Source organism: Shewanella sp. S23-S33 (assembly GCF_043359565.1).
Lineage (GTDB): Bacteria > Pseudomonadota > Gammaproteobacteria > Enterobacterales > Shewanellaceae > Shewanella > Shewanella oncorhynchi.
The window spans coordinates 58654-80906 of sequence record NZ_JBHFFD010000076.1; the positions used below are offsets into that span (position 1 = coordinate 58654).

Consider the following 22253-nt stretch of genomic DNA (forward strand, 5'->3'; position numbering starts at 1 on the left):
CCTTATTCGCACGAGCGTAACCAATTTACCCGCAATTGTCAGTGCCTACGACCCAAGTCGGATAAAAATGCACATAATATCGAAGTAAATCTAAAATAGGCTTAAATTGCCAGCCAACAAGCCCTAGTATTTCTATGGTCAAAATCGGTATAATACTCGGCTTTCTGGGCCCTTCTTGCGTTAACCCATTGGATATTTAGCTCATGACCGCACGCGGAAATTTATTTATTGTGTCGGCGCCAAGTGGCGCAGGTAAATCCTCGTTGATTTCAGCTTTGCTTAAAGACAAGCCAGCCGACATGCAGGTTTCGGTATCTCATACCACCCGCGCACCACGCCCAGGTGAAATTGATGGTCAACACTATCACTTCGTTAATGTTGAGCAATTCAAAGCCTTAATTGCTGAAAATGCCTTTTTTGAATGGGCAGAAGTGTTTGGCAATTACTATGGTACCTCGCGCCATGTGATCGAGCATACGCTCACCCAAGGTATCGATGTTTTCCTCGATATCGACTGGCAAGGTGCCGAACAAGTTAAAGCCTTGATGCCAGAGGCCGTTGGTGTGTTTATTCTACCACCCTCTAAAGCCGAGCTAGAGCGCCGCCTCACAGGTCGCGGACAAGACAGTAGCGATGTTATCGCCAGCCGTATGGCACAAGCCGTATCGGAAATGTCCCACTATAAAGAATATGATTTTATTATCGTCAACGACGATTTTGACACTGCCTTAGCCGATTTGCGTGCCATCATTCGCAGTCAGCGCTTAACAGGTGCTAGTCAGATCCACGCGCAAAATGATATGCTTCACGATCTGTTGGCAGGATAGCTGTCATAGTGTACAATTTTGCGTCATTTTTTCCCTAGATAAACTGGAGTTTCAACACATGGCTCGCGTAACTGTAGAAGACGCCGTAGAACAAATCGGCAACCGTTTTGATATGATCTTGGTTGCGGCGCGTCGTGCTCGCCAAATCGCCGTGCAGGGTAAAGACCCTATGGTTGAAGAGATGAACGACAAACCCACGGTTATCGCCCTGCGTGAAATCGAACTAGGTTTAGTTAATGCTCACACCTTAGATGCCGATGAGCGTCAAACGGTACGTGAACGTGAAGCCGCTGAAATTGCAGCGGTTGCAGCCATTGCTGAAGGTCGTTCATTATAGTTTTTGAGTAAAAACCTATTTAGGTAAAAGGAGAGCTGCCACTTGTATCTGTTTGAAGGTCTAAAGGAGTCTGCTTCCGGTTACTTAGAACCTGAACAGGTAGAATTGCTCAAGCAGGCGTACCAGATTGCGCGCGATGCCCACGAAGGTCAAATGCGCACGAGTGGCGAACCTTATATTACTCATCCGGTTGCGGTTGCCCGCATCCTTGCTGACATGCGTCTTGATCATGAGACGCTGATGGCAGCACTGCTCCATGACACCATCGAAGATACCCATGTCACCAAAGACGATTTAGCCGAATTATTCGGTGTCGCGGTGGCCGAACTCGTCGAAGGCGTGTCAAAACTCGATAAGCTTAAATTTCGCGACAAGAAAGAAGCCCAGGCTGAAAACTTCCGTAAAATGATGATGGCGATGACGCAGGATATCCGCGTTATCCTCATCAAGCTTGCCGATAGAACCCACAACATGCGTACCTTAGGCGCACTGCGTCCCGACAAACGTCGCCGTATCGCCCGCGAAACCTTAGAAATCTACGCGCCCATCGCTAACCGTCTCGGTATCCATAACATCAAGACAGAGTTAGAAGACTTAGGTTTCCAAGCTTATTATCCAATGCGATATCGGGTGCTTAAAGAAGTCGTTAAAGCCGCCCGTGGCAATCGCAAAGAATTGATCCAAGGCATTGAAGCCGCTGTGTATACGCGCTTAAACGATGCGGGTATTCCAGGAAAAGTCAAAGGTCGCGAGAAAAACCTCTACTCCATCTATAACAAGATGCAGAGTAAAGAGCTGCAATTCCAAGAAGTGATGGATATCTACGCCTTTAGGGTGATAGTCGATTCCATCGACACTTGTTATCGCGTACTCGGCGCCATGCATGGACTGTACAAGCCTCGTCCCGGTCGTTTCAAAGATTATATCGCTATCCCTAAAGCCAACGGTTATCAGTCACTCCATACCTCTTTATTTGGTCCACATGGCGTGCCCGTTGAGATCCAAATTCGTACCGAAGATATGGACCAGATGGCCGACAAAGGGGTAGCAGCACACTGGGCCTACAAAGGCGGTGCACAAACAGGCCAAGGCACGACGACTCAAGTGCGTGCCCGTAAGTGGATGCAAAGCTTGTTGGAATTGCAACAAAGCGCCAGTACCTCATTCGAATTCGTTGAAAACGTCAAGACTGAACTCTTCCCAGAAGAGATTTATGTGTTCACCCCTGAAGGTCGCATTCTGGAATTACCCGTCAATGCCACCGCGGTAGACTTTGCCTACGAAGTGCATACGGATGTAGGTAATACCTGCGTCGGCGCCCGTGTTAACCGCCAAGCGTATCCGCTCAGTCAGCCGTTAATTTCAGGCCAAACCGTTGAAATCATTACCGCCAAAGGCGCGCGTCCGAATGCCGCTTGGTTAAACTTTGTGGTAACCGGTAAAGCTCGCGCTAAAATCCGCCAAGTGCTGAAAAGCCTTAAAGGTGATGATGCGATTGCACTCGGTCGCCGCCTACTCAACCATGCGCTAGGCAAAACTAAACTCGACAGCATTGCGCCTGAGCAGATTGAAAAAGTGATCCGCGATACTAAACATACAACGCTCGATTCGCTGCTCGCCGACATCGGCCTTGGCAATGCCATGAGTATTGTTATCGCCCAGCGTTTGATTGGCGATAATCTTGAGAATCAAGAGAGTCGCGACGGCCACATGATGCCAATTCGTGGCGCCGAAGGCATGCTCGTTACCTTCGCTAACTGTTGCCGCCCCATCCCAGGTGATGCCGTGATAGCCCACGTGAGCCAAGGTAAGGGCTTAGTGGTGCACATGGAAAACTGTGCCAATATTCGTGGTTATCAAGGCGAGCCAGACAAGTATATTCCCGTACAATGGGATAATGTTGAAGGCGTTGATTACCAAGCCAATCTGCGGGTGGAAATTGTTAACCACCAAGGTGCACTGGCGAAGATCACCTCGATCATTGCCGCCGAAGGTTCAAACATTCACAACCTCAGCACTGAAGAACGTGATGGTCGCGTGTATTTGATCAACCTGCGGATTTCGGTGAAAGACAGGATCCATTTAGCCAACGTGATGCGCCGAATTAGGGTACTGCCCGAAGTACTGCGCACGTCCCGTAATCGTTAATTAACTCAACACTAAAGAGAGCGTCATGGCAGAAAAAATCATCATAGCGACCGAAAACGCCCCAGCGGCCATAGGCACTTATTCACAAGCGGTTAAAGTCGGCAGCACAGTGTATTTATCTGGCCAGATCCCGCTCGTGCCAAGCACAATGCAAATTGTCAGCGATGATTTTGAAGCACAAGTCGTGCAAGTATTTGAAAACCTAACGGCGGTTTGTGCTGCTGCGGGTGGTTCAATCAACGATATCGTTAAGCTCAACATCTTCCTGATTGATTTAAGCCACTTCGCTAAAGTGAATGAAATCATGAGCCGTTACTTCAGCCAGCCATATCCAGCCCGTGCTGCTATCGGCGTGAAGCAATTGCCGAAGGATTCTCAAGTTGAAATGGACGGCGTGATGGAGCTGTAAGCGCTAGCATTTCACCTTCTATAAACAAAAAGGCGCTACGGCGCTTTTTTTGTTGCCAACACACTCCCCCCCCCCGCTTGCCACTCTCTTCATCTTGCTTTCACACTCAACTTGTAGGCTTTGCGCTCCATTCTCATATTTTACAATCTTGTAAACTATTTGCGCGAGCTCACAAAACTCGCCATACTGGGTACAGCCAAAAGAACAATAAATAACAGGGAATTGCCAATGGATACAGCGATTAAGACGCCAATTGAAATGCTGGCGCACTGGGCTAATACTCAGGGGGACCAAGTCTATTTACGCCAACCGATCAAGGGTCAATTCCTTGATTTTACTTGGGCTGAAGTTCAAGAAAAAGTTCAACAACTTGCCGGTGCCTTACATCACTTAGGCTTAGAGCGTGGTGATAAAATTGCCGTTCTCTCTAAAAACTGTGCCGAATGGTTTATCACCGACCTCGCGTTGATGCACGGCGGCTATGTCAGCGTACCTATTTACCCTACCGCCAACACAGACACGATTCGCTATGTGCTGCAACACAGTGGTGCAAAAGCCATTTTTCTCGGCAAGCTTGACCATTGGGCAGACCAAGAGGCTGGTGTCGGCGGCGAGCTACTACGCCTTGCCATGCCCTATGATACGATGCCAGCCCAATATCAATGGGAACAGTTGCTTAAGCTAGGATACCCCTTAGTTAACGCCCCGCTGCCTACTCCAGATCAAGTGATGACACTCATCTATACCTCTGGCTCGACTGGCCAACCTAAGGGCGCGATTCAAACCTTCGCCAGCTATGGCTGGACTTGCCAAGCGGTAGTGCGTGACCTGCGCACCGATGGCGACGATAGACTTTTATCCTATTTACCCTTAGCCCACATCACAGAGCGCGTTGCGATTGAAGGCTCATCCTTCTACTCAGGTAGTGTGGTGGCTTTCGTTGAAAGCCTCGACTCCTTCGTTGTCGATGTTCAACGGGCAAAACCAACGGTATTCTTCTCGGTACCACGGTTATGGAGCCTGTTTCAGAAAAACATTATCGACAAAATTGGGGCCAGTAAACTTAATCTATTGCTGAAAATCCCACTGCTTAGCAGCTTTGTGAAATACAAAATCCATAAGGGTTTAGGCTTGAACCATTGTCGTCTACTCGGCTCTGGCTCGGCGCCTATTCCGCCATCACTGATCCACTGGTATCACAGTATTGGTCTTAATATCTGCGAAGCTTGGGGTATGACAGAAAACTGTGCCTATTCGATCATCAACTATCCTTTTGATGCGCGTAAAATTGGTACTGTTGGCCGCCCAGTTGAGGATTGCCAGATCCGCCAAGGCGAGGATGGTGAGCTACTGCTCAAGAGTCCGGGATTAATGACAGCTTATTATCTTCAACCTGAAGCTACTGCAGCGGCATTCGATGCTGATGGTTTTTTCCACACAGGCGATCTGTGCTCAATTGATGCCGATGGTTGTGTCACTATTACTGGCCGAGTGAAAGACAACTTTAAAACCGCCAAGGGCAAATATGTAGCGCCCGTGCCTATCGAACGTAAACTGGCACAGGATCCCCATGTTGAACTGATCTGCGTGATTGGTTCTGGTCTGCCACATCCCATCGCACTAGTGCAGTTATCCGAAGGGGCAAATCTACAAGCCCGCGAAGAAGTCCGCACCTCACTCAAAGCGACACTCGATAGCGTTAATCCGCACTTAGAGTCACACGAACATGTCGATGCGATTGTCGTGGTCAGTGATCCTTGGACGATTGAGAATGATGCGCTCACGCCTACCCTCAAAATCAAACGCCATGTGCTTGAAAAAGCCTTTAGCGAACGAGTTGACGGCATTCGTGGCGCCCAAGTCCGCTGGGAAGATGAATTGACTCAAAAATAACTAGACCAAACAATCAGTTGGCGAGTATGGTCATCAGCTAAAACTAAGCACACCTAGGGTGTGCTTTTTTATGACATATTCTGTCAAAATCCGATAAAACCACGTATCATGTGCGCCAGTCGGCCAAGGGGCAATTCCCTTGTACTTTTCCATTCAATATTAGGTTTAACAGAGTCTAACGATGCTAATTACACTATCGATTATTGGCGGTTTTATTATTTTAACCTTAGGCGCAGAAGCCCTAGTTCGTGGCGCGAGTTCAATCGCTCTACGTTTAGGTATTACGCCACTTATCATAGGCTTAACTATTGTAGCCTTTGGTACTAGTGCACCAGAACTGGCTGTGAGTATAAAGTCTGCTCTAGCAGGAAACAGCGGTATCGCCTTAGGTAACGTTATTGGCTCTAACATTGCTAACATAGGTTTGATTTTAGCCATCACGGCACTTATCCGCCCTATTCAAGTGCAATCTCAAGTCGTAAAGCGTGATATCCCTTTGATGATATTGGCTTCCATGTTGTTCTGGGCACTCTTGTTAGATGGCGAGCTCAGCCTAATTGACGGTGTGATATTACTGTCACTACTGTTCGGTTATTTAGCCTTTAGTTACATCAGCTCGAAAAATGGTAATGAAGAGGAAGAGATTGAAGCAGGTCCAAATAATCCGCTACTTTCAGCCCTATTTATCTTAGTCGGTATTGGTATGTTAGTCGGTGGCGGTATTTTATTTGTCAACGGCGCAGTAGATTTAGCCAAGACCTTCGGTATCAGTGAAGTCATTATCGGCTTAACGATCGTGGCGATTGGTACCAGTATGCCAGAGTTAGTAACTTCTGTTCTCGCGGCACTGAAAGGGCAGAGTGACATAGCCATAGGTAACGTTGTTGGTTCTAACATATTCAATATTTTGGGTATTTTAGGTATTACTGCAATAGTACAGCCAGTATCATCACTTGGCTTCCAACCCTTTGATTTCATAGTGATGTTGGCATTTGCCATCATGATTTTACCTTTCGCTTGGACAGGATTTCGTATTGGCCGCCGCGAAGGTTCAGTATTACTACTGTGCTACTTAGGTTACTTGGGCTACCTAATAAACCAAGCGAGCACTCAAGCTGTGGTATAACACTTAGCTGATCATTTGCGATAAAAAAACACCGGAGCCTCTCCGGTGTTTTGCTCTCTAGGTATTGTCCACTTTATTAATCACGCACTTTCTTTAAAGCACACCTCATAAAAAATATAAGCACACAACTCAACTGATGACATTTGTCATGCCAAAGCCATGACCTTTGTGTCTGCACTTCTTCTATCGAATTTCTGATAATGAGCCCGTACCCAAACATTGGGAAACTCACTCAATAAGGAAATACCATGAAAACATTACTCCTCGCCTCCAGCTTTTTGCTTATCAGTACTCACTCGTTTGCAGTAACGCCATCAAACACTAACATCACCAATGTAGACGCGGCCTCGAATGCGATGAATCTAACGCAATTACAACAACTGAGCGGTAGCACTCAAGATTATGATAAAGCCTATGCGAACTATCGCTTAGCCATCAGTGCCAATGTAATGGGGCAGAAAACACTCGCTAGCAGCGCACTGACTACAGCGCAAACCACATTAGAAGCACTCGAAACCAGCCAAGCGAATGCAGAATCCCTTGCCCTGTTATCGTCGGTTTATGGCATGCAAATCGCCTTAGACAATAGTAAAGGTGCAACGCTCGGCATGAAATCCGCCAAGGCGATTGCCAGTGCCGAACAATTAGACCCACAAAATCCACGGGTAGCGCTTGTTAAAGCCATCGCCGCCTATAACACGCCAGCCATATTTGGCGGCAGCATGCAAAATGCTAAGACCTTAGCCACTACAGCCATAGAAAGATTCGCCCAGCCTTGCGACAACATTTGCTGGGGTGAAGCCGAAGCCTACACGTGGCGCGGGCTCGCTAAACAGGAGTTAGGCGATAGCCAAGGCGCGATTGAAGATTGGCAACAAGCGATAAAAGTACAAGCAGATTATGGTTGGGCAAAATTTTTGCTTCAACAAAATCAGCAATTAAGTGCAAAATAGACAAAGTTGTTAACGGGGATCTATGGCGCTGACGATAGCGCCAATCCCTAAAAAGAATAAATTAAAACAGATGCCATCGGTGGGCATTCAACAACCAACTCAGTGACACAGAGGCATCATGATAAGCACTCCCCTTCAGCTCGAACGAAAACTTGCTTGGGTGTATTTGATAAACTTAGTGTTTTATCTGATCCCACTTGCCATAAATCCCTATCCAAGCTGGAAAATCGCCCTCAGTTTTGCCGTGTTAATTCCTTTTATTGCCAGTTATTTTTGGACCTATAAGTGCAATAGCCGTAGCGCCTATCTGCCCATTCTCATTATGGTGGCCATAGCAATAGCGATCACACCAATCAACCCAGGCTCTATCTCGCTATTTACCTTTGCCGCCTTCTTCATTGGCTTTTTTTATCCTCTCCGGACCTGTCTGTTGGCTATTGCAGCCCTCATCGGCCTGTTGTTTGCCCTCAATGAGATTTACCACTTTAACAGTTACTACTTTCCACTTTACGGCTCGGGATTAGTGCTCGGCGTGGGCATGTTTGGTGTCGCCGAACGCAGACGTTATCGGCATAAATTGAAAGAACAGCAAAGTGCCCAAGAAATTGCCACCTTGGCCACTATGCTTGAGCGTGAACGTATCGCGCGGGATCTACACGACATTATGGGGCATAGCCTATCTTCCATCGCCCTTAAGGCTGAGCTAGCCGAAAAACTTATCGCAAAACAAGAATATGAACTCGCATCAACCCAACTGATTGAGCTAGGACAAATTGCGAGGGAAAGTTTAAGCCAGATCCGCCACACAGTGTCAGACTACAAACACAAGGGCCTAGAGAGTTGCGTGACGCAGCTTTGTAAATCCTTAAGGGATAAAGGCTTAAGTGTCGAGCTCAGTGGTGAGCTACCCAAGCTAGGTGCAAGCACAGAAAGCCAACTGAGTTTGATCCTCACCGAACTCATTAATAATATTCTTCGCCATAGCGGTGCAAGTGAATGCTCTATCCACTTTTCTAAGCAATCAGACCGCCTGCTGCTCGAAGTCAAAGACAATGCCGCGGCCAAACCTTTTATAGAGGGTAATGGCCTCACTGGTATACGCGAGCGCCTCGACAGTTTAGGCGGCAGCTTGAGCTATAATCTCGAACAGGGATATACATTTACAGTCAGTTTGCCTTTGCAGGGAGCAACACATTAATGAAGATTTTATTGGCGGAAGATCAAGCTATGGTGCGAGGAGCACTCGCCGCACTCCTCACGCTTGCTGGGGGTTTTAGTATCACCCAAGCGAGTGACGGCGACGAAGCTCTAAGCTTACTCAAACAGCAAAGCTTTGATCTCTTGCTAACGGATATCGAGATGCCCGGCCGCACAGGCTTAGAGCTGGCCACATGGTTAAAGGAGCAACATAGCCAAACCAAGATAGTGGTCATTACCACCTTCGGCCGTGCGGGCTATATTAAACGTGCCATCGAAGCGGGTGTGGGCGGCTTTCTGCTTAAAGATGCGCCCTCGGAAACCTTAGTCAACGCGATTCAACAAGTGATGGCGGGAAAACGAGTGATCGATCCTGAACTTGCCATGATGGCGATTGGCGATGTCGACCCGCTCAACGACAAAGAACGCCGCGCTCTTCGCCTCGCTAGCGAAGGCAAATCCACCTCCGACATCGCCGAAACTCTTTTTATCGCCGAAGGGACTGTTCGCAACTACCTCTCAGAAGCCATAGCCAAGCTCAATGCCAGTAATCGAATCGATGCAGCCCGCATTGCCAAGCAAAAAGGCTGGTTGTAATAACACTCACAGTTAACCACGCTTTCAGCCTAACGATATCTTACCAACAATTTTGTGGTCTTAAGGCCACAGAAGGATATTAGCTATGCTTCCAAACAAAATTTGATAACACCCTAATTCCCCTTGAGATTGCCTTACGCTTATTCTCTGTTAATATATGTATAAATTCACAGTGATTGAGTGCTAACGACTTGCAGCAATTGGATCTTGTTCCGATCACCGACCTCAAAGGCGTCGCCAAAAAGGTCGCTGAGAAACTCGCAAAGCTCGGCATCACAACAGTACAAGATCTGCTGTTTCACTTACCCCTGCGCTACGAAGATAGAACTCAAATCTATCCCATTGCCGCCCTCAGCCTAGGCGGTTATGGCACTATAGAAGCTGAAATCCAATCGACACAAATCATCCAAGGCCGCAAGCGCATGCTGGTCTGCAATGTGCGCGACGATACGGGCAGCTTAAGCCTGCGCTTCTTTAACTTTTCTGTCGCCCAGCGTAATGCCATGCAAAATGGTTTAATGATCCGCGCCTACGGTGAAGTGCGCCGTGGTGGTCACCAAGCCGAGATAGTGCATCCAGAATACAAAGTCGTCTATCCCGGTGAAGATGTTCACCTGAGCGATACCCTAACGCCGATTTATCCCACAACTGAGGGCTTAAAACAGGCGAGTTGGCTAAAGCTGACCGAGCAAGCTTTGGCATTACTGGAAGATGGCGGTTTAACTGAGCTGCTACCACCTCAGTTGCAACCGAATAACATCAGCCTTAAACAAGCGCTGCAGACGCTACATCGACCTCCTGCGGGGATCTCTCAGTTCGATTTAGAGTTAGGCCAACACCCAGCCCAGCAGCGACTGGTGCAGGAAGAGTTGCTCGCCCATAATCTCAGCATGCTACGCCTAAGGCAGCGCAGTAATTTAGATGCAGCAGTGACCATGCAGGCCACGGGGCAGTTGCTCAATCCCTTCCTTGCCGCTTTGCCCTTTAAGCCCACAGGCGCCCAGCAAAGAGTGGTGGCCGATATAGGCAAAGATTTAGAAAAGCCGCACCCTATGATGCGCTTAGTGCAAGGGGATGTGGGCTCGGGTAAAACCTTAGTCGCGGCGATGGCTGCGCTGCAAGCGATTGAAAACGGTTATCAAGTCGCCATGATGGCGCCGACCGAGCTATTGGCCGAACAGCATGCAACTAACTTTGCCGCTTGGTTTGAACCACTCGGGCTTAAAGTCGGTTGGCTAGCGGGTAAACTCAAAGGCAAGGCCAGAACCCAATCCCTTGCGGATATTGAATCCGGCGCAGCCCAAATGGTGATTGGCACCCATGCCATCTTCCAGCAGCATGTGGTCTTTAATAAACTCGCGTTAATTATCATAGATGAGCAGCACAGATTCGGCGTACACCAACGCTTAGGTCTGCGGGAAAAGGGCGTGAGCCAAGGTTTCCATCCGCATCAATTGATCATGACGGCAACGCCGATCCCGCGCACGCTAGCGATGACAGCCTATGCGGATCTCGACACGTCCATTATCGATGAATTGCCGCCGGGACGAACTCCAGTAACCACAGTGGCGATTGCCGATTCACGCCGCAACGAAGTGCTTGAACGGGTGCGTAACGCCGTCATCACAGATAAACGTCAGGCCTATTGGGTGTGTACTCTGATTGAAGAATCCGAAGTGCTCGAATGCCAAGCCGCCGAAGACACGGCCGAAGAACTGCGCCTCGCCCTGCCCGAGCTCAATATTGGCCTAGTGCATGGCAGATTAAAGAGCGCCGAGAAACAGCAAATCATGGCCGACTTTAAGGCAGGCATTATTCATCTACTGGTAGCGACAACCGTGATTGAAGTGGGCGTCGACGTGCCTAATGCCAGCCTGATGATCATTGAAAACCCTGAACGTTTAGGTCTAGCACAACTACATCAACTGCGCGGACGAGTCGGTCGAGGCGCCATCGCAAGCCATTGTGTGTTACTCTACAAGGCGCCGTTGAGCCATACCGCCACCCAAAGACTGAGCGTACTCAGACAAAGCAATGATGGTTTCATCATAGCGCAGAAAGATTTAGAAATTCGTGGCCCGGGTGAAGTGCTTGGCACTAAGCAAACAGGACTGGCTGAGCTCAAAATTGCCGATCTGGTGCGCGATCAAGCTTTGATCCCACACATTCAGAAATTAGCGAGCCATGTAATGGCGCAAGCTCCCGAAAAAGTCGATGCAATTATTTTACGTTGGCTCGGGCACAGACAGCACTATGTGCAGGCTTAGGCCGCAAATATTAAAGGGTAAAGAACGAGGCGTAACATCAGCCTTTACTCGAAATAAATTGTTTATGTTCAGCTAAGCGCTATAGACAAGCGCATGGAAACTTGCAAAATGAACCTGCGGCCTTCAAATAGCCCGCTCTTGCACTTTAATGTTAGCTGCATGTATTCACCAAGTTACCTTGACACTCAAGCGAAGGATGTAAAATGCAAGTTAATCAAGATGATAGAATAACACCTCAAGAGACGTCTTCTAGCAGCAATCGCTTTGCGCTTTTTGCGATAGTGCTCGTCGTGCTACTTTCTGCCGGAGGATATTATTACTACAGCGGTGATTCTGACTCATCTAAACTCATCCCTAACGCCCCTATTGTATTGCCTGAAACACCGCCATCTGAACCTATGACGCTCGAAAGTGCGCCAGAGCCAGAAACCACAGAGACGACGCCTGCCGTTACAGAAATGAACACCAATAGCACTGAAACCACTGCAGTGGCAGAGCCTGAAGTTGTCGTAGAACCTGTGCCTGTGCTGGCAGAAAGTGATGCATTTGTGCAACAAAAAGCCCTCGCCATGATTAATAACAATGTGTTGAGTTCTTCGTTAGTGCAGCAAGATCTCGTCCGCCAATTTGTGGTATTCGTGGATAACCTAGCTCAGGGTGAATTAACCCGTAAAGTTAGCCCACTTAAAGGACCAGAGAAGCTGTTCTCAGTCTCAGAAATCACCAACAAAGTGTATTTAAATCCTGAGGGGTTCCACAGATACGACGCCTATGTTGACTCGATTGCCAAAATGGACGAACAGAGCTTAATCACAACTTACAAGCAACTGACGCCGCTCCTAGAGGAAGCCTTTACCGAACTCGGCTACAGCAACGCCAAATTTAACGACAGAATGCTGCAAGCGATTAAAATGTTACTCGCAGCACCTATTATTGAAGATCCGATTGAGCTGAATTCAATTAGCGTTAACTATCAATTCGTTGACCCTAACTTAGAGGCACTACCCAGTGCACAAAAACTGTTGATCCGTATGGGTCCAGAAAATACTCGCAAGTTGAAAGTAGCGCTGCGTAAAATCGAGAATCAATTGTCGCAATAGGTTATCAAGCTCATGCCAAAAGGCGCTCAGTGCGCCTTTTTTCATTTTAACCTGTAAGTTAAAGCGTCTGCGAAATCAGATAGCCACTGCGATATTTGTTACTCAATGTCGAATAAGCGCTGCAAATCACAGCACTTGATCCCATTCCGTTAACCCGCACAATGCAAATGGCTTCATAAAAAGAAAGGGTATAGTGTAGAATGACCACGCTGTAGAGGGCATTTCGAGCGTCATTCTTCTAACGCGTATACTCCTCACTATGGTATGGCAATCCATTAATGTTCTAACTTAGTTAGGGATAACTAAGACAGCTTAAATTTAGTGTCGAGGCAAAGTAGTGCAACTAACATTCAGCATTCTCTCTTGGGGCGCTTGGGCCCCCCAATATCAGCACCATCAAAGTTGGCAAACTTGGTGCGAGAGTTCGGCTGAGCTCAATCTCGATACGCCACCACAGTCGGATACCACCGCTCCCGCACTCAAACAAATTCCCGCCATGCAGCGCCGCCGTTTTAGTCGCTTGACTAAGATGATGTTAGAGGTGAGTTTTCAGTGCGAAATGCCTGCAAATTGTCGCTCTATTTTTGCCTCGCGCCATGGAGAGTTGCAGCGCACCATTGGCCTGCTCGAAGACATTATCGCCAAACAGCCCTTATCGCCCTTAGGTTTTAGTCAGTCGGTGCACAACACCGCCAGCGGTATTTTTGGCATAGTGGCGGCCAATACCGCGCCTTCAACCTCAGTTGCGGCGGGCACAGAAACCCTGTCCCAAGCTATGGTCGAAGCCTTCGCCCAATTACATCAATCGCCAGAACCATTGTTATTGGTGTTCGGTGATGATCCAGTGCCTCCTGTGTACGATGAGTTTACCCAAGAATTTGAATTACCTTTGGCCCTAGGCCTACAGCTCGCGCCCTTCGATACACCCGCTTCGGCCAAGCTCACGGTGAGCCGCATTTCTAAAGCAACAGCTTTAAATCCGCTGACCTATGGTGCATTTATCCACGCCCTAGCGACGGCGCAAAATATTTCAGGCTGCTTATCCCAATGGCATTGGAGACTTGAGCATGTTTGATGCAGCCCACAGCCATGACGCCGCCAAGGATCATCAAGATTCAATACTCAATGCCGCTTATACCTTGCCGGAAACTCGCCGCGAAGGGCTGAATTATGTGCCACGTTGGCTAGGTGGCGTGAGTTGTTATATCGCCTTTGGCTTAGGCGGCTTATTAAGCTCCTTGACCATTCTGCCGCTGCTGCGTTTTTGGCCAGGCACACCAGAGGCGCGGATTATTCGGGTACAAAAGGCCGTGCATTTAATGTTCAAAGGCTTTGTCGCCATGCTCACTTGGGCAGGTGTGATTAAGGTCAGCAGCCACGATGCCCAAAAATTACATGATGCCAAAGGCGTTATCGTCATTGCCAACCACCCCAGTTTAGTCGATGTGGTGGTATTGATAAGTCTCATGCCCAATGCGGGCTGCATAGTCAAACAAGCTTTGTGGCGTAATCCATTTTTGCGTGGTGTGGTGTCCTGCGCGGGTTATATTCCCAATCGCGGCGCCGAACTCATGCTAGAGGATTGCCGCGAAGTGCTAGCAAGAGGCACCAATTTAATTATCTTCCCCGAGGGCACGCGTACGGTGGTCGGTGCGACCATTAACCACTTTGCCCGCGGCGCTGCCAATATAGCCTTAAGGGCCGAAGCGGATATTTTACCTGTGGTGCTACGTACCAATGTGCGTGGTTTGACAAAGGAGCAACCTTGGTATGAAATCCCAAGGCAAACCATGGGAATGGCCGTTGAAATCGGCACAATCGTTTCTTACCAGAAGTACCAAGCAGCTTTAGGTGAGCATGCAAAAATGGCCCGGCAGCTGACGCGGGATCTTGAACATTACTATAAACAACAACTCGAAAATAATTATGAACTTAAACAATGAAATAAAGCAGTTAATCATCGACTGTCTCGATCTAGAAGACGTCAGCATTGATGATATTGAAACCGATGCGCCGCTATTTGGCGAAGGTTTAGGCTTAGATTCTATCGACGCCCTCGAGCTCGGCTTAGCCATCAAGAAAAAATTTGATGTCAAAATCGAAGCCAATTCGGATGCCACTAAGGCCCATTTCCACAGTGTTGCCAGCTTAGCTCGCTTTATCGAATCACAGCGTCCATAGGAGAGGAATATGCAAAATCGTGAACAAATCCTCGCTATGCTGACCACTATTTTAGTGGACGAATTCGAAATTGATGCCGAGGCGATTACGCCTGAGGCCAACCTGTATGAAGAACTCGATCTCGACAGCATTGATGCAGTCGACTTAGTGATAAAACTGCAGCAACTGACAGGTAAAAAGATCCAACCCGATGAATTTAAATCAGTTCGCACAATCAACGATGTGATTAATGCTATCGAAGGTTTAGTTAAAACCTAATGCAAGCCTTGCTACAGGTCTTAACCGCCCTAACTTTGCTGGCCTACCCCGTTGCCGTGTATTTAGGGCTCAGTTACTTGCCTGCTGGCACCATAGCGCTCGTGCTGTGTTTATTGCTGATAGTGCGGCTAATGCTACAAAAGCAAAAGGTTAAGACATTAGTTTTACCACTATTGGTGGGGATTGTGCTCACGGCAGGCAGTTATCTTACCAAGCGCAGTGACTGGCTGCTGTATTACCCAGTAGTGATAAATCTCACTATGCTGGCGCTGTTCAGTTATTCACTGCACACTGGCCCTAGCATGATCGAGCGTTTAGCCCGTTTGAAAGAACCCGATTTACCGGATGAAGCCACTGGGTATCTTAAAAAAGTCACGTTACTTTGGTGCGGCTTATTTATCTTCAATGGCACTATGGCGGCTTACACCGCTGGCTTTACTAGCTTAGCAACCTGGACCTTGTATAACGGTTTGATTGCATACGTACTCATGGGACTGCTCCTCGGTGGGGAATGGTTATATCGCAGCTTTTGGTTGAAGAAAACATGACACAGCTACTCAAAAACTGGTTAACCCAAGGGCCCTTTGCCCAACAACTGATCAGCTTTAATCACCACGACATAGTCACGGGTGCATTATTTACCAATCAGGTGGCGTATTTTTACGAGCAACTGCTGGCCGCGCCAGAGAAAAAATGGCTGCTCGCGAGTGATACCAGCGATCTGTTTGCTGTGGGTTTATGTGCGGCGCTGTTAGCCGGCAAGGAAATTATCTTACCAGCCAACACCCAAACGGGCACGCTGAGCGAGTTAACCCACCAGTTTGAAGGCATATTGTCGGACAAGCCATTGTGTGAAAGTCAGGCCTTTATTCTACTGAGAAAAGAGCTAAGCCTGCCGAGTAAACCTTGGCCGGCGAGCGAGGCTATCGGCGAACTTGTGCTATTTACCTCCGGCAGCAGTGGCGAACCTAAGGCGATCCGTAAAACACTTCAGCAATTAGACGTTGAAGTCTCAGTGCTCGAACATACCTTTGCCGAACATTTACCCCATTGCAGTGTGGTTTCAACGGTTTCCCACCAGCATATCTATGGCCTGTTATTCAAGATTTTGTGGCCACTCGCCGCCAGTCGGCCGTTTTTAAGCGAACAGATTGAATACCCAGAAACCTTAAGCTATTACACTGCCTTACTGCCAAACCTGTGTTTGATCAGTAGCCCTGCCCAGTTATCGCGTTTACCTAAGGCCTTAGAGCACGAGCGGCAGCTGCGCTCACCTAGCTTAGTGTTTAGCTCTGGCGGGCCCTTAAGTTTTGCGGCGGCTCAAGGGATCAGCCAATGCTATGGTCACTTGCCCATCGAAATTTTTGGTAGCACAGAAACGGGCGGCATCGCCTATCGCCGTCAGCATGAGGCCGATGAACCTTGGCAAGTGTTTGACAGAATATCGATAGATCAAGATCCTAGCGACGGAGCCTTGCTGCTTAAATCACCCTATTTGGCCGACGATGAATGGTTGCGCTGCGAAGATAAAATCGAACAAACCGAAAATGGCCAGTTTAGACTCAAGGGCCGACTCGATCGCATCGTTAAGATTGAGGAGAAGCGTCTATCGCTGGCGCAAATGGAAACGCTACTCTGCAGCCACGCCTATGTTGAGCAGGCCGCACTTGTGGTATTGCCGCAGTTTAAATCCCAACTGGGCGCAGTGGTAACCCTCTCCGCACTGGGCCGCAGCGTGCATCAAGAGCAGGGAAAACTCAGTATCAACAATGCGTTAAAAGCACATTTGCTGACGCAATTTGAGCGCGTCACCCTGCCACGCCGCTGGCGTTATCCCGATATTTTACCGCTTAACACTCAGGGGAAGCGTGTCACTGCCCAGTTAGTCGAGTTATTTGACCATGATTAAATCGAGTCTACCGCCGATCCTGCATTCCGATATCGGCATGGATAATATTGAATTACGTCTGTTAGTGGCGGCCGACCTTGAATCTTTTAAGGGACATTTTCCCGAGCAAGCCGTACTGCCAGGCGTGACGCAATTAGATTGGGCGGTGCGTTTAGGCTGCCAATATTTCGGCTATTACGAAGCCGTAGCCAACTTAGAAGTGCTTAAGTTTCAGCAACTCATACTGCCGGGGCAAGAAGTCACCTTAAGCATTAGCAACAATGCGGCTAAGGGGAAACTCACCTTCGCCTATAGCGATGGTGAAAACCGCTACGCGTCAGGTCGTATCGCCTTCGATATCTCGCCAGTTAACAGCAGCGATGGGGCGAGCCAGTGCTAACACCTACCAGCGACTTAGTTGAGTCGTCGCCCATCAAGCTCGCCTTAGTGATCCCCAATTACAATCACAGTGCCGCAATTGCCCAGACCTTGGCCGAACTCGCCCAATTTAATCTACCCTGTTATTTGATTGATGATGGCAGCAATGATGAAACCCGTTATCTACTGCAATCCTTAGCCCAAACCTATCCTTGGGTGACTTTGCTGCTGCATCCTTACAACCGTGGTAAAGGCGCTGCTGTGATGACGGGCCTACGCCGAGCCTACCGCGATGGCTTTAGTCATGCACTGCAGGTCGATGCCGATGGTCAACACAATCTAGCCGATATTCCAGCTATGGTAGCAAGGGCGCAGGCTAAACCCGATGCGCTGATTTCAGGCAAACCCGAGTACGATGAATCCGTGCCTAAGGGCAGGCTCTATGGCCGTTATATCACCCATTTTTGGGTGTGGGTCGAAACCTTAAGCTTTGATATTAAAGATTCTATGTGTGGCTTTCGCGTTTATCCCCTCGCCGCCACTGAGCGATTACTGTGCCAGCAAGCATTAACGGAGCGAATGGATTTTGATATTGAAATCCTCGTCAAACTCTACTGGCAAGGGGTGGAAATTTTATTCCAGCCGACTAAGGTGATTTATCCCGAAGGCGGCGTCAGTCACTTTCAAGGTGTGGCCGACAATGTGCGCATCACTAAACTGCATTCCAAGTTATTTTTCGGCATGCTCAAACGCTTGCCTTGGCTATTGAAGCGTAAATCACAGCGTAAATCGCAGGAACAAGCCGCGCAAAACTCCCATTGCTCGTCAGCAACACTATCGACTTCAGCAACATCATCAACTTCAGCCACCCATTGGTCGGGCATGAAGGAGCGCGGCAGTTACTGGGGCATCAAACTGTTAGCCGAGAGCTATCGTATTGGCGGCCATTGGTTGTGCCGCGCCATTATGTATCCGGTGATTTGCTATTTCTTTCTCACAGGCAAAGTCACCCGCGAAGCCTCGTTAGACTTCCTGCGCCGCGTACAAGTACTTGAGCCGCAACATCCTAAGCTCAATCAGCCCATAGGCTGGCGCGATAGCCTGAATCACTTTTTAGCCTTTGGAAATGCCGCACTCGATAGAATCGATGCATGGTGCGATCGCATCCAATTGAGCCAAGTGGATTTCCCCGATCGCCAAGTGCTGGCCGACCAACTCGAAAGCGGTAAAGGCGCCGTGTTATTAGTGTCGCACCTCGGTAATTTAGAGCTCTGCCGCGCCATTTCCATCCACCAGCGCAAGGTCAAAGTAAACGTCATGGTGTTAACGAGCCATGCTGAAAATTTCAATAAGGTACTCAAGCAGTTAAACCCTGATAGCACGCTTAATCTTATTCAAGTGACCGAGCTTAACCCCGCGACGTCTATGCTGTTGCAGCAAAAGATAGAAGCCGGTGAACTGGTGGTGATCGCGGGCGATAGAACCTCGCCGAATACCCAAGGTCGCGTCATGTACGCGCCCTTTATGGGGCAAGACGCAGCGTTTCCCCAAGGGCCGTTTATTTTGGCAGGTTTACTCGATTGCCCTGTATTTTTAATGTTTTGCCTGCGGGAACAGGGCCGTTATCGGGTGCATTTAGAGCGCTTCGCCGAAACACTTAGAGGCCCAAGGGCGGGCAGAATGGACAGATTACAGCAGGCGGTAAATCGCTACAGCGAACGTTTAGAATACTTTGCCAGACGCGAGCCTTTGCAATGGTTTAACTTCTTCGATTTCTGGTGTAAAGACAGCGAGTTAGAACGCGCATCAGCCAATTCAGTACAAGCCGATGCTGTAACAACAGAATCAGCATCACCGCAGATCCCAGAGCAGGATCATAAGACAGACAGGACTAGTCATTCATGAGCCACACCCAAGCCGCCGACTCAAAGAATCAATCAGACTTAAAGACTGTTGAGTTCGGCCGTCAATTTCTTACCTTAGAACAAGTGGTTGCCGTCGCCAAGGGCGCACCAGTCAAGCTCTGTGACGATGCGGATTATCAAGAATATATCCAAAAAGGTGCGCGCTTTATCGATAGCCTGCTGCACGAAGAAGGCGTGGTTTATGGTGTAACAACTGGTTATGGCGACTCTTGCACAGTCAATGTGAGCTTAGATCTGGTCCACGAATTGCCACTGCATTTAACCCGCTTCCACGGCTGCGGTTTAGGCGAGACCTTAAACATAATGCAGGCCCGCGCTGTGATGGCTTGCCGTTTAAACTCCTTAGCCATTGGCAAATCTGGCGTGACCTATGAGCTATTAAAGCGCATCGAAACTTTGCTCAATCTCAACATAGTCCCTGTAATCCCAGAAGAAGGTTCAGTCGGCGCCAGCGGTGACTTAACGCCGCTGTCGTATTTAGCCGCCGTGTTAGTCGGTGAGCGCGAAGTAATCTACCAAGGTGAGCGCCAAACGACTCAAGCTGTCTACGCTAAGCTCAACATCACCCCGCACGTACTGCGCCCAAAAGAAGGCTTAGCCCTGATGAATGGCACGGCTGTAATGACGGCCTTGGCCTGTTTAGCCTTCGATCGCGCCCAATATCTTGCCCGATTAAGTAGCCGCATTACCGCTATGGCTTCGTTAACGTTAAAAGGCAACTCGAACCATTTTGATGAAATCTTATTTGCCGCCAAACCGCATCCGGGACAAAACCAAATCGCCACTTGGATCCGGGAAGATTTAAATCACCACGAACATCCGCGCAATTCGGACAGGCTGCAGGACAGATATTCCATCCGCTGCGCACCGCACATTATCGGCGTATTGCAGGATGCGCTGCCGTTTATGCGTCAGTTTATCGAAACCGAAGTCAACAGCGCCAACGACAACCCGATTGTCGACGGCGAAGGCGAGCATATTCTCCACGGTGGCCATTTTTACGGCGGCCATATCGCCTTTGCGATGGATTCGCTGAAAAATACTGTGGCTAACTTAGCCGATCTTATCGATCGCCAAATGGCGCTAGTGATGGACCCTAAGTTTAACAATGGCTTACCCGCTAACTTATCCGGCTCAACCGGCCCGCGCCGCGCGATTAATCATGGCTTTAAAGCGGTGCAAATTGGGGTATCGGCGTGGACAGCAGAAGCGCTCAAGCACACTATGCCCGCCAGCGTATTCTCGCGCTCGACCGAATGCCACAATCAAGACAAGGTGAGCATGGGCACTATCGCCGCCCGCGACTGTATGCGCGTGCTGCAATTGACCGAACAAGTCGCGGCGGCAGCATTGCTCGCCATGACCCAAGGTATTGGTTTACGTATCGCCCAAAATGAACTGGACGAAGCCTCGCTCACCCCTTCATTGGCGAAAACACTCGCCCAAGTGCGCGGTGATTTTGAGACCTTAATTGAAGATAGGCCGCTTGAAGCCGTGCTGCGCCAAACCATAGCTAAAATCCAAGCGGGTGAATGGGAAGTGTGCCGATGAAATCATTGATCACTATCGATATGGAAATGCAAATCCCCTTCCACGATGTGGATTCCATGGGGATCACTTGGCATGGCAATTACCTGCGTTATTTCGAGATTGCTCGCTGCAAACTGCTCGATGAGTTGGGCTACAACTACCGCCAAATGCAAGCATCTAACTATGCGTGGCCAATTATCGATTTGCAGATTAAATACGTCAAAGCCAGCACCTTCGAGCAAAAAATCACAGTCCGCGCCGAGTTAGTCGAGTGGGAAAACCGCTTAAAAATCAATTATCAAATCCGCGACGTTGAAACGGGTGCGCGCATCACTAAGGGTTATACCATTCAAGCGGCGGTCGATATGTGCACCCAAGAATTGTGTTTTGTCACCCCAGAGGTGTTCCGTGACAAAATCGCCACCCTGCTCGCTAAGGTTGAAGACTAATGAACTCAGTACTAGCCAAGAGCTCTGCGCTGACAAAGAATCCTGTGCTGGCGAAGTGTGCATTATTTCTCTGCTTAGCTTTTGCTTTGATAAGCTTGCCACTCAAGGCTGAGACTTTAGCAGCGCCCGGCGCTTATCAAACACTTTTTAGCCAAAGTGCAGATACTGCGCAGCTTGTCGCCTTAAGCCAAAAGCTTAACTTGGGCGAAACGGTGCGAGGCCAGTTTGTGCAATCTCGGCAACTAAAGGTGCTCAAAAAGCCGTTAATCAGCCAAGGTCAGTTTATCTTCGATCAGACCCAAGGACTGATTTGGCAGCAGATAAAGCCCTTCGAATCCCTGCTGATTTTAAAAGATAAGCAGCTTATTCAGCGCGATAGCCAAGGTCGAGTCCAAGTCAGCAAGGCCGATGCCTCGGCGAGCGCCGCCGCTATGGGCGATTTATTGCCCAGCCTAGTGCGCGCTATGCTCAGCGGTGATATTTCCGGTTTAAGCGAAAACTTCGAGCTGCACTTTCTCATCACAGACAGGTTAAAAATAGAAGGCTTGAGCACAGACGGCCAATGGCAATTAGGGCTAACGCCCAAAGATCCCTTAATGAAAAAAGCCATCGCCAATATGGTGTTAGAGGGGAGCGATGTGTTGCAATCCTTAGTGCTGCTGAGCGCAGCGCCGAGTGTGAGCCCACAGGATATGACCCGCATCGACTTTAGTGCGCTTTCCCAAGGCAAACTCAGCGAAACCGAATTGGCGCAGTATGCTGTGGCGATAGAGGCGAAGAAACCTTAACC

General features: G+C 48.8%; 22 protein-coding genes. All 22 read left to right on the forward strand.

Features of this window, described 5'->3' with window-relative positions:
* Window positions 1-203 precede the first annotated feature (203 nt).
* The 22 genes from gmk to ACHA99_RS21940 all read left to right on the forward strand — a co-directional run bounded on the left by gmk (window position 204) and on the right by ACHA99_RS21940 (window position 22251).
* Window positions 204-827, forward strand: coding sequence for a guanylate kinase (gmk, locus tag ACHA99_RS21835; RefSeq protein ID WP_393944928.1), 624 nt, complete (start codon window positions 204-206; stop codon window positions 825-827).
* A gap of 58 nt (window positions 828-885) precedes the next feature.
* Window positions 886-1164, forward strand: a complete 279-nt coding sequence (rpoZ, locus tag ACHA99_RS21840; RefSeq protein ID WP_007651394.1) for a DNA-directed RNA polymerase subunit omega — start codon at window positions 886-888, stop codon at window positions 1162-1164.
* A gap of 42 nt (window positions 1165-1206) precedes the next feature.
* Entirely contained in the window at window positions 1207-3312 is a 2106-nt protein-coding gene (spoT, locus tag ACHA99_RS21845; protein ID WP_105251161.1) for a bifunctional GTP diphosphokinase/guanosine-3',5'-bis pyrophosphate 3'-pyrophosphohydrolase, read from the forward strand.
* 25 nt (window positions 3313-3337) lie between these two features.
* A complete protein-coding gene (locus ACHA99_RS21850; protein ID WP_105251160.1) occupies window positions 3338-3721 on the forward strand; it encodes a RidA family protein in 384 nt (127 codons plus the stop codon).
* A 228-nt stretch (window positions 3722-3949) separates the two neighbouring features.
* The gene (locus ACHA99_RS21855; RefSeq protein ID WP_393944931.1) at window positions 3950-5614 is read left to right on the forward strand and encodes an AMP-binding protein; all 1665 of its coding nucleotides are present in this window, start codon (window positions 3950-3952) and stop codon (window positions 5612-5614) included.
* Between the two features lie 181 nt (window positions 5615-5795).
* Window positions 5796-6740: a calcium/sodium antiporter gene (locus ACHA99_RS21860; protein WP_393944933.1), complete on the forward strand. Its 945-nt coding sequence runs from the start codon at window positions 5796-5798 to the stop codon at window positions 6738-6740.
* A gap of 248 nt (window positions 6741-6988) precedes the next feature.
* Window positions 6989-7693, forward strand: coding sequence for a hypothetical protein (locus ACHA99_RS21865; RefSeq protein ID WP_393944935.1), 705 nt, complete (start codon window positions 6989-6991; stop codon window positions 7691-7693).
* Window positions 7694-7811: 118 nt separating this feature from the next.
* The gene (locus tag ACHA99_RS21870; protein WP_393944937.1) at window positions 7812-8891 is read left to right on the forward strand and encodes a sensor histidine kinase; all 1080 of its coding nucleotides are present in this window, start codon (window positions 7812-7814) and stop codon (window positions 8889-8891) included.
* Window positions 8891-9487 (forward strand): DNA-binding response regulator, encoded by a 597-nt coding sequence (locus tag ACHA99_RS21875; protein WP_113941110.1) that lies wholly within the window; start codon window positions 8891-8893, stop codon window positions 9485-9487. Before ACHA99_RS21870 ends, ACHA99_RS21875 begins: the two co-directional genes overlap by 1 nt.
* Before the next feature lie 191 nt (window positions 9488-9678).
* On the forward strand, window positions 9679-11754 hold the full coding sequence (gene recG, locus ACHA99_RS21880; RefSeq protein WP_393944939.1) for an ATP-dependent DNA helicase RecG: 2076 nt from the start codon (window positions 9679-9681) through the stop codon (window positions 11752-11754).
* A gap of 203 nt (window positions 11755-11957) precedes the next feature.
* Entirely contained in the window at window positions 11958-12854 is an 897-nt protein-coding gene (locus ACHA99_RS21885) for a DUF3014 domain-containing protein (RefSeq protein ID WP_393944941.1), read from the forward strand.
* A gap of 337 nt (window positions 12855-13191) precedes the next feature.
* Window positions 13192-13929 (forward strand): beta-ketoacyl synthase chain length factor, encoded by a 738-nt coding sequence (locus tag ACHA99_RS21890; RefSeq protein ID WP_113941113.1) that lies wholly within the window; start codon window positions 13192-13194, stop codon window positions 13927-13929.
* Window positions 13922-14797: a 1-acyl-sn-glycerol-3-phosphate acyltransferase gene (locus ACHA99_RS21895; protein WP_263164394.1), complete on the forward strand. Its 876-nt coding sequence runs from the start codon at window positions 13922-13924 to the stop codon at window positions 14795-14797. Before ACHA99_RS21890 ends, ACHA99_RS21895 begins: the two co-directional genes overlap by 8 nt.
* Window positions 14781-15035, forward strand: coding sequence for a phosphopantetheine-binding protein (locus tag ACHA99_RS21900; RefSeq protein ID WP_011787697.1), 255 nt, complete (start codon window positions 14781-14783; stop codon window positions 15033-15035). The genes ACHA99_RS21895 and ACHA99_RS21900 overlap by 17 nt, the downstream gene beginning before the upstream one ends.
* A 9-nt stretch (window positions 15036-15044) precedes the next feature.
* Window positions 15045-15293, forward strand: a complete 249-nt coding sequence (locus ACHA99_RS21905) for an acyl carrier protein (protein WP_011787696.1) — start codon at window positions 15045-15047, stop codon at window positions 15291-15293.
* A complete protein-coding gene (locus tag ACHA99_RS21910) occupies window positions 15293-15841 on the forward strand; it encodes a hypothetical protein (protein ID WP_393944944.1) in 549 nt (182 codons plus the stop codon). The genes ACHA99_RS21905 and ACHA99_RS21910 overlap by 1 nt, the downstream gene beginning before the upstream one ends.
* Complete coding sequence (locus ACHA99_RS21915; RefSeq protein WP_393944946.1) at window positions 15838-17202, forward strand: AMP-binding protein; 1365 nt, start codon at window positions 15838-15840, stop codon at window positions 17200-17202. Before ACHA99_RS21910 ends, ACHA99_RS21915 begins: the two co-directional genes overlap by 4 nt.
* Complete coding sequence (locus ACHA99_RS21920) at window positions 17195-17581, forward strand: thioester dehydrase (RefSeq protein ID WP_393944948.1); 387 nt, start codon at window positions 17195-17197, stop codon at window positions 17579-17581. The genes ACHA99_RS21915 and ACHA99_RS21920 overlap by 8 nt, the downstream gene beginning before the upstream one ends.
* Window positions 17575-19464 (forward strand): glycosyltransferase, encoded by a 1890-nt coding sequence (locus ACHA99_RS21925; RefSeq protein WP_393944949.1) that lies wholly within the window; start codon window positions 17575-17577, stop codon window positions 19462-19464. The genes ACHA99_RS21920 and ACHA99_RS21925 overlap by 7 nt, the downstream gene beginning before the upstream one ends.
* Window positions 19461-21035 (forward strand): histidine ammonia-lyase, encoded by a 1575-nt coding sequence (gene hutH, locus ACHA99_RS21930; protein ID WP_393944951.1) that lies wholly within the window; start codon window positions 19461-19463, stop codon window positions 21033-21035. The genes ACHA99_RS21925 and hutH overlap by 4 nt, the downstream gene beginning before the upstream one ends.
* Complete coding sequence (locus ACHA99_RS21935; protein ID WP_263197175.1) at window positions 21032-21463, forward strand: thioesterase family protein; 432 nt, start codon at window positions 21032-21034, stop codon at window positions 21461-21463. Before hutH ends, ACHA99_RS21935 begins: the two co-directional genes overlap by 4 nt.
* Entirely contained in the window at window positions 21463-22251 is a 789-nt protein-coding gene (locus ACHA99_RS21940) for an outer membrane lipoprotein carrier protein LolA (RefSeq protein WP_393944954.1), read from the forward strand. Before ACHA99_RS21935 ends, ACHA99_RS21940 begins: the two co-directional genes overlap by 1 nt.
* Window positions 22252-22253 lie beyond the last annotated feature (2 nt).

What these genes read in the sequence shown, in the direction of transcription:
- gmk (WP_393944928.1), top strand. Translation starts at nt 204, where the DNA reads ATGACCGCACGCGGAAATTTATTTATTGTGTCGGCGCCAAGTGGCGCA.
- rpoZ (WP_007651394.1), top strand. Translation starts at nt 886, where the DNA reads ATGGCTCGCGTAACTGTAGAAGACGCCGTAGAACAAATCGGCAACCGT.
- ACHA99_RS21850 (WP_105251160.1), top strand. Translation starts at nt 3,338, where the DNA reads ATGGCAGAAAAAATCATCATAGCGACCGAAAACGCCCCAGCGGCCATA.
- ACHA99_RS21855 (WP_393944931.1), top strand. Translation starts at nt 3,950, where the DNA reads ATGGATACAGCGATTAAGACGCCAATTGAAATGCTGGCGCACTGGGCT.
- ACHA99_RS21860 (WP_393944933.1), top strand. Translation starts at nt 5,796, where the DNA reads ATGCTAATTACACTATCGATTATTGGCGGTTTTATTATTTTAACCTTA.
- ACHA99_RS21865 (WP_393944935.1), top strand. Translation starts at nt 6,989, where the DNA reads ATGAAAACATTACTCCTCGCCTCCAGCTTTTTGCTTATCAGTACTCAC.
- ACHA99_RS21870 (WP_393944937.1), top strand. Translation starts at nt 7,812, where the DNA reads ATGATAAGCACTCCCCTTCAGCTCGAACGAAAACTTGCTTGGGTGTAT.
- ACHA99_RS21875 (WP_113941110.1), top strand. Translation starts at nt 8,891, where the DNA reads ATGAAGATTTTATTGGCGGAAGATCAAGCTATGGTGCGAGGAGCACTC.
- ACHA99_RS21885 (WP_393944941.1), top strand. Translation starts at nt 11,958, where the DNA reads ATGCAAGTTAATCAAGATGATAGAATAACACCTCAAGAGACGTCTTCT.
- ACHA99_RS21895 (WP_263164394.1), top strand. Translation starts at nt 13,922, where the DNA reads ATGTTTGATGCAGCCCACAGCCATGACGCCGCCAAGGATCATCAAGAT.
- ACHA99_RS21900 (WP_011787697.1), top strand. Translation starts at nt 14,781, where the DNA reads ATGAACTTAAACAATGAAATAAAGCAGTTAATCATCGACTGTCTCGAT.
- ACHA99_RS21905 (WP_011787696.1), top strand. Translation starts at nt 15,045, where the DNA reads ATGCAAAATCGTGAACAAATCCTCGCTATGCTGACCACTATTTTAGTG.
- ACHA99_RS21910 (WP_393944944.1), top strand. Translation starts at nt 15,293, where the DNA reads ATGCAAGCCTTGCTACAGGTCTTAACCGCCCTAACTTTGCTGGCCTAC.
- ACHA99_RS21915 (WP_393944946.1), top strand. Translation starts at nt 15,838, where the DNA reads ATGACACAGCTACTCAAAAACTGGTTAACCCAAGGGCCCTTTGCCCAA.
- ACHA99_RS21920 (WP_393944948.1), top strand. Translation starts at nt 17,195, where the DNA reads ATGATTAAATCGAGTCTACCGCCGATCCTGCATTCCGATATCGGCATG.
- hutH (WP_393944951.1), top strand. Translation starts at nt 19,461, where the DNA reads ATGAGCCACACCCAAGCCGCCGACTCAAAGAATCAATCAGACTTAAAG.
- ACHA99_RS21935 (WP_263197175.1), top strand. Translation starts at nt 21,032, where the DNA reads ATGAAATCATTGATCACTATCGATATGGAAATGCAAATCCCCTTCCAC.
- ACHA99_RS21940 (WP_393944954.1), top strand. Translation starts at nt 21,463, where the DNA reads ATGAACTCAGTACTAGCCAAGAGCTCTGCGCTGACAAAGAATCCTGTG.